The 12,890-nt window shown below is 72.2% G+C and carries 10 protein-coding genes and 1 pseudogene; 3 read left to right on the top strand and 8 right to left on the bottom strand.

Features of this window, described 5'->3' with window-relative positions; translation table 11 throughout:
- Positions 1–107: 107 nt before the first annotated feature.
- A complete protein-coding gene (locus AB0F77_RS05580) occupies positions 108–1,355 on the top strand; it encodes a cytochrome P450 (RefSeq protein WP_361941899.1) in 1,248 nt (415 codons plus the stop codon).
- A 111-nt stretch (positions 1,356–1,466) separates the two neighbouring features.
- Here AB0F77_RS05580 and AB0F77_RS05575 read toward each other — a convergent pair.
- The 7 genes and pseudogenes from AB0F77_RS05575 to AB0F77_RS05545 all read right to left on the bottom strand — a co-directional run.
- Positions 1,467–2,234: pseudogene (locus tag AB0F77_RS05575) on the bottom strand (cytochrome P450); the annotation flags it as partial.
- 183 nt (positions 2,235–2,417) lie between these two features.
- Complete coding sequence (locus tag AB0F77_RS05570) at positions 2,418–3,446, bottom strand: nucleoside triphosphate pyrophosphohydrolase (protein ID WP_361941896.1); 1,029 nt, start codon at positions 3,444–3,446, stop codon at positions 2,418–2,420.
- A gap of 191 nt (positions 3,447–3,637) precedes the next feature.
- Positions 3,638–4,282: a SurA N-terminal domain-containing protein gene (locus tag AB0F77_RS05565; protein ID WP_361941893.1), complete on the bottom strand. Its 645-nt coding sequence runs from the start codon at positions 4,280–4,282 to the stop codon at positions 3,638–3,640.
- A 212-nt stretch (positions 4,283–4,494) separates the two neighbouring features.
- Complete coding sequence (locus AB0F77_RS05560) at positions 4,495–5,322, bottom strand: glycoside hydrolase domain-containing protein (RefSeq protein WP_361941890.1); 828 nt, start codon at positions 5,320–5,322, stop codon at positions 4,495–4,497.
- Positions 5,323–5,476: 154 nt separating this feature from the next.
- The gene (locus tag AB0F77_RS05555; RefSeq protein WP_361942548.1) at positions 5,477–6,961 is read right to left on the bottom strand and encodes a serine/threonine-protein kinase; all 1,485 of its coding nucleotides are present in this window, start codon (positions 6,959–6,961) and stop codon (positions 5,477–5,479) included.
- 38 nt (positions 6,962–6,999) lie between these two features.
- Complete coding sequence (locus AB0F77_RS05550; RefSeq protein WP_361941887.1) at positions 7,000–7,650, bottom strand: hypothetical protein; 651 nt, start codon at positions 7,648–7,650, stop codon at positions 7,000–7,002.
- 241 nt (positions 7,651–7,891) lie between these two features.
- Positions 7,892–10,174 (bottom strand): N-6 DNA methylase, encoded by a 2,283-nt coding sequence (locus AB0F77_RS05545; RefSeq protein ID WP_361941884.1) that lies wholly within the window; start codon positions 10,172–10,174, stop codon positions 7,892–7,894.
- A 190-nt stretch (positions 10,175–10,364) separates the two neighbouring features.
- Between AB0F77_RS05545 and AB0F77_RS05540 the strand changes: the two genes are divergently transcribed.
- Both AB0F77_RS05540 and AB0F77_RS05535 read left to right on the top strand, forming a co-directional pair.
- Positions 10,365–11,072, top strand: a complete 708-nt coding sequence (locus tag AB0F77_RS05540) for a hypothetical protein (RefSeq protein WP_361941881.1) — start codon at positions 10,365–10,367, stop codon at positions 11,070–11,072.
- Between the two features lie 182 nt (positions 11,073–11,254).
- A complete protein-coding gene (locus AB0F77_RS05535) occupies positions 11,255–12,004 on the top strand; it encodes a hypothetical protein (protein ID WP_361941878.1) in 750 nt (249 codons plus the stop codon).
- A 42-nt stretch (positions 12,005–12,046) separates the two neighbouring features.
- On the opposite strand, the gene AB0F77_RS05530 is transcribed toward AB0F77_RS05535, so the two are convergent.
- Positions 12,047–12,763, bottom strand: a complete 717-nt coding sequence (locus AB0F77_RS05530) for an HNH endonuclease family protein (RefSeq protein WP_361941875.1) — start codon at positions 12,761–12,763, stop codon at positions 12,047–12,049.
- Between the last annotated feature and the right edge of the window lie 127 nt (positions 12,764–12,890).

Raw genomic sequence — 12,890 nt, 5'->3', positions numbered from 1 at the left:
CCGAACGGTATGCCTCATGGACGCTGCACCTCTACGCCTCCCTAGAGTCGTGAGTTCTCGTTCTGACAGTGGGCGCCAGCCGTAGAGGCGCCCGATACCGTCGTCAGGTGAACCGCACCCCGACGCCGGAACTCTTCTCCTGGGAGTTCGCCACCGATCCCTACCCCGCCTACGCCTGGCTCCGCGAGCACGCCCCCGTGCACCGGACGGTATTGCCCAGCGGAGTCGAAGCCTGGCTCGTGACCCGGTACGCCGACGCACGGCAGACACTCGCCGATAGTCGCCTCTCAAAGAACCCGGTGCATCACGCTGATGACGCTCAAGGCCGCGCCAAGACTGGCATTCCAGGGGAGCGCGGTGCCGGCCTCATGACGCATCTGCTCAACATCGACCCCCCGGACCACACCCGGCTGCGCCGCCTCGTGTCCAAAGCCTTTACCCCGCGCAGGACCGCGCTTTTCGCACCTCGGGTCCAGGAACTGGCAGACAGTCTTATCGACGACTTTGCCGAGCGTGGCGAGGCCGACCTCATCCACGACTTCGCCTTCCCCCTGCCCATCTACGCGATCTGCGACCTGCTCGGCGTCCCCGAGGAGGACCAAGACGACTTCCGGGACTGGGCGGGCATGATGATCCGCCACCAGGGCGGGCCCAGGGGCGGCGTCGCCCGGTCAGTGAAGAAGATTCGCGCTTACCTCGCCGAGCTGATTCACAAGAAGCGGGCGGATCTCTGCGACGACTTGATTTCGGACCTCATCCGGGCGTCCGACCACGGCGAGCACCTGACGGAGAACGAGGCCGCGGCGATGGCGTTCGTGATCCTCTTTGCTGGTTTCGAAACGACCATTAACTTGATCGGCAACAGCGCCCATGCGTTCTTCCGGAACCCCGCTCAGCGGTCTGTTTTCCAGGATGCAGCCGAGCGGGGCGACAGTTCTCTTCTCGATAGGGCCGTGGAGGAGCTGCTGCGCTTCGACGGCCCGGTGGAGTTGGCCACCTGGCGGTACGCCACCGAGGCCCTCGAAATTGGGGGACAGTCGATTCGAAAGGGTGACCCTGTCCTCGTGGTGCTCGCGGCGGCGGACCGTGATCCCGAGCGTTTCAAGGAGCCAGACACCCTCGATCTCGCCCGCCGGGACAACCAGCACTTGGGGTACGGGCACGGCATCCACTACTGCCTCGGCGCCCCCCTCGCCCGGCTGGAGGGGCGCACTGCTCTGGAAACGTTGTTCCGCCGCCTGCCAGACCTTCAGCTAGCTGTAGCCCCCGCCGATCTACGGTGGAGGGGTGGGCTGATCATGCGGGGCCTGCGCACCCTTCCGGTGGCGTTCACTCCCGAGGCTCCATCTAGTTGATCATGACGACGGCCCCCGTGCCGCTGGGGCTCCGAGGGCCGTCTAGTGCCGTATCAGCAGGTCAGGTGCGGTTCAGCACGAAAACCTGAATTCTGCTCCTGCCTGCATCGGTGTCTCGAACCCGGCGAACAGCAGGATGAACGCCATCGCCGCGGCCTCGTTCTCGGTGAGGTGCTCACCGTGGTCGGAGGCGCGGATGAGCGCGGAGATGAGGTCCTCGCCCGGGTCGGGGTCGGCGGGCAGTGCCTCGCGCTTGCGGTGGATGAGGTCGGCGAGGTAGGCGCGCATCCTCTTCACCGACCGTGCGACGCCGCCGCGCGGGCCTCCGCCGTGGCGGATCATCATGCCCGCCCAGTCCCGGAAGTCGTCCTGGTCCTCGCGCGGGACGCCGAGCATGTCGCAGATGGCGTAGATGGGGAGCGGGAAGGCGAACTCGTGGATGAGGTCGGCGTGGCCATGGGGTGCGAAGCCGTCGATGAGACGGTCCGTCAGCTCCTGCACGCGGTCCGCGAACTCGGCGACCCTGCGGGGTGTGAACGCCTTGCTCACCAGTCGGCGCAGCCGGGTGTGGTCCGGCGGGTCGATGTTGAGCAGGTGCGTCATCAGCTCGGCCTTGCGCTCGCCGGGGATGCCGGTCCTGCCCCGGGCGTGCTCGGGTTCGTCGTGGTGCGCGGGGTTCTTGGACAGCCTCGGGTCCGCCAGGGCGGCCCTGGCGTCGCCGTACCGTGTGACCAGCCACGCCTCGACCCCACTGGGCAACTCCGTCCACCGCACGGGCGCGTGCTCCCGCAACCAGGCGTAGGCCGGATACGGATCGGCGGCGAACTCCCGGCTGAACAACTCGGGACCGGAAACCGGGGGACGACTCTGCTCACTCACCCACCGACGGTATCCCGGCGCCGGCCCTGCCCCGCCGGAGGCCGCGGGGTGGGAGCGGAGGGGTGACGGGGGCCGGGGCCAAGCGGCGGGGCCGGGCGACGTGAGCCGGGGCCGGGCGGCGGACCCGTGGGTCGGGGGCCGCCCGGGTCGGCAGGGTCGGCGGGGTCGGCAGGGTCGGCGGGGTCAGGCTTCCGTGGGCTTGGTGGGGTCGGCGGTCAGGCCCTCTGCTGTGCGCAGGGCGTCGCGGTAGGTGCGGGCCGCCGCGCGCAGGGCCGCCTCCGGGTCCACGCCCTCCGCCTCCGCGCGGGCCGCCAGGGCCAGCAGTTCGTAGCCCACGCCCTCCCCGCGCGGCAGCGCCACGTCGAGTCCCGCCGTCCGCGCGCGGGACGCGAGCTTGGCGGTGAGGGCCAGGCCGGGCTGGCCGAGCGGGACGCCGTCGGTCACCGAGTCCCGGCGCTTCTCCTCCGCCTTGGTGCGCAGCCAGTGCTCCTTGACGTCCTCGGGCGTCTCGGCCCGCTCGTCGCCGAACACGTGCGGATGGCGGTGGATGAGCTTGGCGACGATGCCGCCCGCGACGTCGTCTATGGAGAACGGGGCGTCGGGGTGCTCCTCGGCTATCCGGGAGTGGAAGAAGACCTGGAGCAGGACGTCGCCCAGTTCCTCGCGGAGTTCGTCGCGGTCGCCGGCCTCGATCGCCTCGACGAGCTCGTACGCCTCCTCGATGCCGTACTTCGCCAGGCCCTCGTGGGTCTGCCGGGAGGACCAGGGGCACTCGGCGCGGATGCGGTCCATGACCTGGACGAGGTCGAGCAGCCGGGCCCCGGGCAGGTCGTAGGAGGCGGGCAGCAGCTCCAGGTCGGGCATCCGCACCCGGCCCGATCCGGCGAGCCGGGCGAGCCCGTCGGTGAGCGCGGGCTCACCCTCTCCGGTCGCCACGACGACCACCGTGTGGCCGCCCGCGCACGCGTCGACCACGTCCTGCGCGGTCGGGGACGCCTCGTCGACGGTTATGCCGGCCTCGCGCAGATACGGCAGCTGCGGATGGGCGCCGTCCGCGCACAGCACCCGGTCGGCGCCGCGCAGCGCCTGCCAGGCGGGCCAGGACAGCAGGCCGGGGGCAACCCGGTGACTGGTGGTGAGCAGAACGACCCGACCGGGGGCGGCGTCCGGACCGGGTTCCTGAGCGGCGACTTCGACACTGGTGATGTCCACGCAACGAACGTAACGCACCCGGCGGACAGCCCCACGAGTTATCCACAGGCACCTGGGGGGCGGGCCTGCGGGCCCGCTCTCACCCGGGGGGGTGGGGCCGCCGGACCCGCTGTCACCGACGGGCCCGCCCTCACCGACGGGCCCGTTCACTCCACCGACGGGCCCGGTTTCCCGGCGCCCGCCCTCCCCGGCTACGCCGGCTGCTGCATTCCGCCCGCCGTGACCTCTCGTACCCACGGGGTCTTCGCGTCGACCCGGCTGCTCTTCTGGGCGTCCCAGGCGCCGTAACGCGGGTTGAGGTCGACGTGGAGTTCCTGGGACGCCTTGGAGAGGGCCTTCCAGAAGGCCGGCTCCGTGGTGTCCGTGCCCAGGGTCTGCGCCAGCTTCTGCGCCTCCAGCTGGAGGCGCAGGTTCTCGTCGAGCCGCTTGGGCGCGACGCCGTACTTCTGGAGCCACGCCGTCTGCAACGCCCTGTCTCCCCCGGCCTGCTGCGCCAGTCCCGTCCGCATCCCCTGGATCTCCTTGCGGGAGACGGAGATGCCCTGGTCCTGCGCGGCCCGGTGCAGCACCCGGTCGAGGACCATGGTGTGCAGGGTGTCGCGGGTGAGGCTGCTGGTGGAGGCGAGGACCTGCTGGTACTGGCTCTCGTCCGGCACCGCGGCCCGCTGTGCCTGCCGCACCTCCTGCACCCGGGTCTCCAGCTGGGCCACGGAGATCCGCTGCCCGCCGACGACGGCCGCGGCGCCCGGATGCGCTTCGCTTCCACAGGCGGACAGCAAGGGGGCCGCGGCGATCGCGGCGGTGAGCAGGAGCGCGGTGCGACGGCGGCGGTGCAAGGAAACCTCCCAGGGAGATTGTGCGGCGATGCACAAAGTCTTGCGGTGATCGATGGTAGGCAGTGGGCAGCCTCCGGCCAACCCATTCGACCAACGATTCACTCCCTGTTCGGGCACCGCCTCACCACCCGCGCGTGGCACCACCGCACCACCCGCGCACAGCACCGCCCTGCCACCCGCGCGCGAGGCACACACCCCGCGGGCCCGCGGCGTCAGCCCGTGATCGCCACCGGGGCATCCCACGCGTCACGGTCCACGGTGATCGTGTAGCCGCCGCGGGACTCCTTGCTGTTGACGAGGTACTGGTGCGCCCGGCTGTGGTCGGTGTACGTCCCGGTGGCGAACGGCCAGTCCGTCGTCGTGGTGTTCTTCTGGTCGTACAGCGCGTACCAGAGGTTGCCCGGCAGGTCCGTCCTGTTGGTGGCGGTCGCGACCGCCTTGGCGCTTGAGCTGGTGAAGCCGTAGAAGCCCGCGCGGTAGGTCTTGTCGTGCAGGGTCTTGTCGAAGGCGCGGACGTACGCGAGCACGGCGTTGTTGCACGACGTGTTCCTGATGTCGTACGCCTCCATGTCGAGGTAGACCGGGCTGCCGACCTTCATGCCGAGCGCGGACGCCCTGGCCACCGCGTCGGCGCCGTCCGTCGCGCCCAGGGAGGAGGCGTTGGCGGCGGTGAGCTTCTCCGGGTTGGCGCCGCTCTGGCAGGGCGGCTGGGCGCCGACGTACAGGGGGATGAGCTTCCAGCCGACGGCGCTCACCGACTTCACCCAGGAGGCGGTGAGGTTGGGCTGGGCGCAGCCGCGGTTGCGGCCGCCGACGTAGACGGCCGCGGCGCCGTAGAGACCGCCGTGCCACGCCTTCATCGCGGACAGGGAGGGCGCGGCGCACGTGTCGAAGGCCCGCCCGGTGTACGTCCGCTGCGCGGGCCACGCGGTGGCGGCCATGGAGGTCTGCGCGGCGAAACCCGCCCCGGCCAGCACGGCGGTCCCGGTCACCGCCCACGTGATGTATCTGCGCTTCTTCGACAGCCGATGGCCGGTCATGGGAACCCCACCCCTGGATGTGCTCGTGGTGCCGGCGCGCACGGCGGAAGGCGCACGGCGCGCAAAACGGATCGCAACCTATCCAATGGCGCGTCCGCGTTCGGGAAACCCCGTCCCCAGCGGCTCACAAGATTCCCTCAGGTAACGGCAAAAACTAGCCGCGCACCTGTCCCAGCCACTGGAGGGTGCGCCGGATCTCCGCGGCCAGCGGGTGACCGGGCCCGTGCACGCGCTCCACGTCGACGAGCAGCCGCGCGAGCGTGTCGTGCGCGGCCGGCCGGTCGCCGAGGGCGAGCAGCAGGTGCCCGATGCGCCGGCGCACGTCGTGGGCGACGAGCGGATCACCGGACACGTACTGGTTCTCGTAGTACGGCAGCAGCGCCCGGTACTCCGCGAGCGCCGCCGCCGGCTCCCCGAGCTGCTCCAGGCACTGGGCGACGTCGTGCCGGAACCGCAGCGACTGCGGGTCGGCGGGGCCGGCCTCGGCGGCGCGTTCGTCGGCGAGGCGGCGCAGTTCGGGCAGCGCGCGCCGGTACTGGCCGTCGTCCATGAGCGTGGCCGCGTACTGCTTGCGCAGGGTGCGCACGACCGGGGAGTGCTCGCCGTGCTGTTCGGCGGCGGTGGGCAGGATCGCGCCCAGGATGTCGACGGCCTGGGTGATGCGGCCCTCGCCGAGGAGGCGCTTGACCTCGTCGACGGCGGCCGCGACGTCGTGCTTGTCGGGCACGGCCGCCACGGGGGCGGGCTGGGGCGCGGGCGTGCGCGCGCGGTCCGGCCAGGGAGCGTGCGGGCGCAGGAAGGGCCGCGTGGGGTCCAGGGGCGCCCCGGTGGGCGTCCCACGCGCGGGCAGCAGCAGCGCCAGGTGCTCGTACACCTCCTGCGCGGACGCGGGCCGGTGCTGCGGGTCCTTGGCGAGCAGGCGCAGCACCAGCGCCTCCAGCGACTCCGGGACCTCGGGGCGGATCCGGCGCACGGGCAGCGGCGGCTCGTACAGGTGCCGGTGGAGCACGCCGAGCGCGGTGGAGCCCGAGAACGGGACGTCGCCGCTGAGCAGCTCGTGCATCAGCACCCCGAGCGCGTACAGGTCGGTGTACGGGCCGACCGCGCCGCCCATCGCCTGCTCGGGCGCCATGTAGGCGGGCGAGCCGATCGGGGAGCCGGTGTGCGTCAGCCGGGTGGTGTCGGTGTCCATGACGGAGGCGACACCGAGGTCGAGGACGGTGACCGTGCCGTCCTGCTTCACCATCACGTTGCGCGGCTTCAGGTCGCGGTGGACGATCGGCACGGCGTGCACGGCGCTCAGCACGGCGCACAGCTGCGCGGCGACCGCGACCGCCCACTGCCACGGGTAGGGGTCGTGCTCGGCGAGGTGGTCGGAGAGGTCCGCGCCGTCGACGTACTGCATGACGAGGAACAGCTCCTCGCCCTCGCTGCCCGCGTCGTGGACCGTCACCAGGCCCGGGTGGTCGACCTGCGCGGTGACCCGGCACTCGCGCACGAACCGGCGGCGCAGTTCGTCCGCCTCCTGCCCGGCCACCTTGTCGGGGCGCAGCAGCTTCACCGCCACGCGCCGGTCCAGCCGCTGGTCGTACGCCGTCCACACCTGGCCCATGCCACCCTGCCCGATGAGCGTGGACAGTTCGTAACGGCCGGCGACGACGCGTCCCGTCGCCACGCTCACCTTCCGCCCTCGTGGTGGCCGTCGTGCTTGCGCAGGTAGTCGCTCAGCTCGTCGAGTTCGGCGCGCACCTGGTCGATGCGGGCGGGCGCCGGGCGCTGGGGCGGACCGGACACGGGCGGCTGCTGCGGCGCGGGCGGCATCGGGGGCGGGGTGTGCGGCTGCGGCGGCCCGGGGTGGGGCTGGGGTTGCGGGTGCGGGGCCCGGGTCTGGGGCACGATCGGCACGGTCGTCGCGGTGTACGGCGACGGCGGCTGCGGATAGCCGTAGGCCGGGCCCATCGCGAGCCGCGCGCGGTATCCCTCGGCGAGCCCCTGGAAGTGGTGGATGTCCGCCGCCAGGTAGTAGGCGACCGCGGCCAGCAGGGTGCCGAGGAGCAGGGTGAGCGCCACGTAGCCGCCGGTGGTGTGTATCTCGTCGCCGGGCTCGCTGGCCAGCAGCACGATGCTGAGGACGTCGGCCGTCAGCACCGCCACGAACAGCCCCCAGTCCAGCGACTTGCGCGTCACGACGGCCAGGCGCAGCAGCAGCGTCCACGTCAGGAAGCCGATGCTGAGGAAGGCCACTGCCACGAACAGCACACGCAGGAAGACCAGCCACGCTGTGGGCGGCGGCTGCTTCACCGGCTGTGCGTAGCCGTGGCCTTGCATGGCTGCTCCTGATGCCTGAAGAGGGCGTACCCGTCCGGCGCGGGACGTCGCACGGGCAACGCCGGTCCTGCGCTTGTCGCTTCGAGCATATGGCCCGCCACGGACAAGCGGTCCCGGGTTGTACCGAACCGTTGCCGTGCCGCTCCCCCCTGTACGACGCCGCGGGTGCCGTCCCGGATGCACGGAGCCGGACGTTCCGGACTCCCGGGACGAGCCGGACTCCCGGGACGTGTCGGGCGCCTCAGGACGGGGCCACCGTGCCGTCCGTGAGGCCGTCGTACATCCCGCGCACGAGCTGGTCCCCGAGCCGGCCCGCGTGCCGCAGCGCCCGCTCGAACTCGTCGAGCGCCCGGAACCGCGCGCCGTAGCGCCGCTGTTCGTCGAGCGGCAGCCGGGGCAGCTGGAGGCGGCGCACGTCGAGCCGGGTCGCGGTGGACGCGTAGCTGCTGGCCTGGCGGTTGTTGGCGGTGCCGCGCAGGAACCCGGCGAGGAACCACGGGTCGAGCGCCGCGGGGTCGGGGCGCAGCAGCACGAGGCTGCGCCCCAGGGCGGCGCCGGCGGTCTCCCCGTCGACGACGCGCGCCATGGAGCCGCCCCCGACCACCGGCACGACGACGTCGCCGGGCTCGGTCAGCACCGCCTCCTCGTCGCTCTCGGGCAGCGTCCCGGAGGGCCCGGTGCCCGCGAGGACGTCGTGGTCGGTGAGGACGGGCACCCGCGCGCGACCGCCGTTCCCGCCCGTGCGCAGCACCAGGGCGCCCCCGCGCGCGAGTTCGCCGACGGTGGTCAGCGGCCAGCGCGCGGGCCGCGCGGACTCGGGGGGCGGCGGGGTGAGCGTGCCGGTCAGCCGCAGGGTCTCGCCGAGCCGATCCCGCACGGCGGCGAGCTGCTCGGCGCCGTCGGCCTCGGTGGGCGGCGGGAGGTGACGGGCAGGGGCCAGGTCGACGTCGTCGTCGAGCAGTTCGATCACCGGCACGCCACGCGCGAGGCCCGGCCGCTCGGCCTGCCCTCCCGCGCGGTCGAAGGCGTGCCAGGCGTCGAGCACCGCGTCGCGGACGGCCTGCCAGTCCGGACCGCCGCGCCCCTCGGTGGCGAACCGGCCGGTGTCCACGAGCAGCACCTCGGGCTGCGCCGGCGTCCGGTCGGGACGGCGCAGCACCCACACGTGCAGCGGGATGTTGTACGGCGGCGCCGCGCCCACCGGCAGCGCCACGACGGCCCGCAGCGCGCCGCGGCGCAGCAGGTCGGCGCGGATACGGCGGCCCGAGCGCCGGGAGGCGGCGGCGGGCGGCATGAGCAGCACGGCGGTGCCGCCGTCGGTCAGCCGCGCGAGCGCGTGCTGCACCCAGGCCAGCTCGGACTCGGTCCGCGCGGGGAAGCCGTACTCCCAGCGGGCGTCGTAGGCGAGTTCGTCGTGGCCCCAGTTGCGCTCGTTGAAGGGCGGGTGGCACAGGACGGCGTCGGCGCGCAGGTCGGGGTACGCGTCGGCGCGCAGCGTGTCCCCGGCCGCCCCGCGCACGACGGCGCGCGTCCGCAGCGCGAGCCGCAGCGCGGCGAGCGCGGCGAGGTCGGGTGCGCTGTCCTGGGCGTAGAGCTCCTGCTCGGGGCGCGCGCCCACGGCCCGCAGCAGGGCGCCGGTGCCGCAGGCGGGGTCGAGGACGGTGCGGGCGGGGCCGGCGAGGTCGGCCATGAGCCGGGCGAGTTCGGCGGGGGTGAGCGTGTACTGCCGCGGGTTCGCGTCCAGGTGCCGTCCCAGCAGGAACTCGAAGGTCTGCCGGGCACCGATGTCCGCGGCGAGTTCGGCCACGCCGCGGAGGAGGGGGGTGGAGGGGAGGAGATCGGGGCCGGCGGGGGTGTGAACGGCGGGATGGCTGTTCACAGGATGGGTGGTGTTCACAGAGCGGGGGGTGCTCATGGAATGCGAGGCGTTCACGGGCCGCTGGGTGTGAACGAGGGGTGCGTCGTGAACGGGCGGCGACGTGTGAACAGGGGGCGGAGCGTTCACACCCGGCTCGGCGTTCACGGCGGGCGGCGTGTGAGCGGGGGCCGGACTGTTCACAGGAACCGCCAGGTTCACACCCGCCGCCCCGCCCATGTCCCGCCCCTCTCGCACCCGCCGTCCGCGCACCGCGCCGAAGCGCGGGACCAGCACCTCGTCGAGCGCGGCGGGCAGCATCGCGGCCAGCCGCTCGTCGGAACCGGCGCTCGCCTCCAGCCAGACGGTGGGGCGCTCATGGATGAGCAGGAGGACGCAGCCGGCGTGCACCAGGGCGGCGACCGGGCCCTCCGGGTGTCCGGTGAGCTGCTGCCAGACGCGTTCGCGCAGCGGGACCTCGGCGAGTTTGCCCTGCTTGCGCAGCCATGCCTCGACCTCGGCGAGGGCGAAGGAGGGGCTGGTCTCGGTGCCGCCGACGGGCTTGGGGAAGTCGGCGTGCCGGCGGCGCCAGTTGCTGACGGCGGCACGGCCGACGCCGGCGAGCCGTGCGATCCCGGCCGCGGTCACCTCTGTCGCGTTGTCCTGCACCCGCCCCGCTCCCCTCATCCCATGTGTGACATCAAGCATACCGACGCACTCACTTTCCATGCATTCACGACCGTGTACTCACACCATTACGTGAATCGTGTTGACTCGGTTCACAGGCTCTGATGTCATTGACCCAGCGAACGGGCGATCGTCGATCAGGGGCGGTTGCCACTTCGGGGAGGGGACACCCATGGGCATGAAGGGCAAGATCTTGGTGGGGGCCGTCGTGGGATTCGCCGTCATCGCCGTCGTGTCGGCCAATGCCGGCAGCCACGACGGGAGCGACGGGGCCGACGGCAAGGACGGCGGTTCCGGCAAGGGCGCCTCCGCGTCCGCCCCGCACACCTCCGGCGGTACGAAGGCCAGGAGCGGCAGCACCAAGGCGGCCGTCAAGAAGAAGGTCGCGTTCTCGGGGGACGGCGACTTCCAGGTCGGCAAGGACGTGAAGCCCGGTACGTATCGCACCACCGGCAACACCGACGGCATGTGCTACTGGGAGCGGGCCAAGGACGCCAGCGGCGAGACCGACTCGCTACTGGCCAACGACAACGTCACCGGCACCAGCTACGTCACCGTCAAGGCCGGCGACAAGCTGTTCAAGTCCAGCGGCTGCAAGGACTGGGAGGCGGTCGACCCCAAGGCGAAGGGGACCCCCGCGTCCTCGATGGCCGGCGACGGCGGCATGTTCGAGGTCGGCACCGACATCGCGCCGGGGACGTACCGGTCGACCGGCAACACCGACGACTCCTGCTACTGGGAGCGCACCAAGGACGCCGACCACGGGCTCGACTCGATCATCGCCAACAACAACGTGACCGGCACCGCCGTCGTCACCCTCAAGGCGACCGACGGCTACTTCAAGACCACCGGCTGCGGCGACTGGAAGAAGACCGCCTGACCGGATGCCGGACGCCGGACGCCGTACGGCATCGGCATCCACGCACCACCGCGCCACCCCCCACCTCACCCCCCATGCGTCACCCCCGGCAGCACACCCCGGGCCCTGGCATCACCGCGCGCCCGTGCACCCACCCGCACACCGCACAGCTCATCACCCCGACTCTCCACCAAGGAACTCCCATGCGTCGCACCGCACTTGCCGCCCTCTGCCTCGCCGCCGCGGCCACCGCGGGGCTCACCGGCTGTCTGCCCGGACAGGACCAGGCCGACAGCAAGCCGAAGGGCCCGTTCGCCGGGCTGAGCGGCGGCGAGATCGCCGAACGCGCCCTGAAGGCCACCACCGGCGCCTCCTCCCTCCGGATGAAGGGCGACATCGCCGACGACGAGAGCGACGGCACCATCACCGTCGACATGGCCCTGAACACCAAGGGCGAATGCGCCGGCACGATGAGCATGGGCGGCGAGGGCAAGGCCGATCTCGTCAAGACCGGCGACACCGTCTACATGAAGTACGACGAGGCGTTCCTGCGCGCCCAGAGCAAGGGCGAGTCCAAGGCCGACACCGACGCGGCCGTGGCGATGCTGGCCGGCAAGTGGACCAAGATGGCCGCGACGGGCCAGGACGCCAAGGACATCGCCGGCTTCTGCGACCTGGACTCGGTGCTCGACGGCGCCGACGGCGTCGAGTCGGACGCCACGCGCGGGAAGACGACGACCGTCGACGGCACGCCGGCCATCGTGCTGCACGAGAAGGACGGCAAGGACCGGTACACGCTGTACGTCGCCACCGAGGGCAAGCCGTACGTGCTGCGGATCGACAGCGTCTCGGACAAGGACCCCGGAACGCTCACGTTCGGCGACTACGAGAAGCCGGTGCCCGCCACGAAGCCCTCCGGCACGATCATCGACCTGGACAAGCTCGGCGGCTGAGCCCCGCCCGGGCCGTACCCGTCCGAGCCGCATCCACCCCGATCAGCGGGCGTGGAAGCGGGACGGGGCGTTGGTGGGGTTGCCGCCCGAGGGGAGCTTCTGGCCGGGGCAACCGGTGAGGACCTTCTTCATCGCGGCCTGTTCGGCGGAACTGACCCACAGGCCGTACTTCTTCTTCACGGCGACCTGCGCGGCCACGTAGACACAGCGGTACGACGTGTTGGGCGGCAGCCAGGTCGCCGTGTCACCGTCGCCCTTGCCGCGGTTGGTGCTCGCGTCGACGGCCAGGAGGTTGAGGGGGTCGTTGGCCAGGGCTATGCGCTTGCTGGGGTCCCAGTACTTGGCGCCCTTCTGCCAGGCGTCCGAGAGGGCGACGACGTGGTCGATGTCCACCAGGCTGCGGCCGCGCCGGTAGGTGACGTCCTTGCCGGAGTAGGGGTCGGGTTCGAGGACGCCGGACGAGACCTTGCAGTCGCCGTCGGTGAACTTCACCTCCTTCAGGTCGCGCTTGAGGATGTCGTCGCGGGTGTCGCAGGAGTTGGAGTCGGTGTCGGCCCAGGCCGTGCCGAAGCGGGTGCGGGAGTAACCCGTCTTCGGGGCGCGGCCCTTGACGGGCAGTGACTCGGCGGCGGTCAGGGCGGCGCCCCCGCTCCCCGTCCGCTCCGGTCCCGAAGTGCCCTGGTCCAGCTGGTCGGTGCAGCCTGCCGCGGTGGCCATCACGACCACGGCGGCGAGGGCGCCGCCCTTCAGACGCCTCACGCGCGTCCCCCCTTGCCTCGGGTCCGCCCCCGCACGGGCGGATCACAACCCGACCCACGGTAACCGCAGGAAGGGACGCCGGGGACAGTGGGCCCACGGGGCGCACGAGGCAACCCGGGTGCGTCAC

Source organism: Streptomyces sp. NPDC026672 (genome assembly GCF_040638185.1).
In the GTDB taxonomy this organism is placed as follows: Bacteria; Actinomycetota; Actinomycetes; order Streptomycetales; family Streptomycetaceae; genus Streptomyces.
The sequence above is the reverse complement of the archived record's forward strand: the minus strand, read 5'-3'. Positions and strand labels throughout refer to the sequence as shown.

Excerpts from the sequence above, each read along its gene's own strand:
- AB0F77_RS05560 (WP_361941890.1), bottom strand. The coding sequence starts at position 5,322 with ATGACCGGCCATCGGCTGTCGAAGAAGCGCAGATACATCACGTGGGCG.
- AB0F77_RS05535 (WP_361941878.1), top strand. The coding sequence starts at position 11,255 with ATGCGTCGCACCGCACTTGCCGCCCTCTGCCTCGCCGCCGCGGCCACC.
- AB0F77_RS05550 (WP_361941887.1), bottom strand. The coding sequence starts at position 7,650 with ATGCAAGGCCACGGCTACGCACAGCCGGTGAAGCAGCCGCCGCCCACA.
- AB0F77_RS05540 (WP_361941881.1), top strand. The coding sequence starts at position 10,365 with ATGGGCATGAAGGGCAAGATCTTGGTGGGGGCCGTCGTGGGATTCGCC.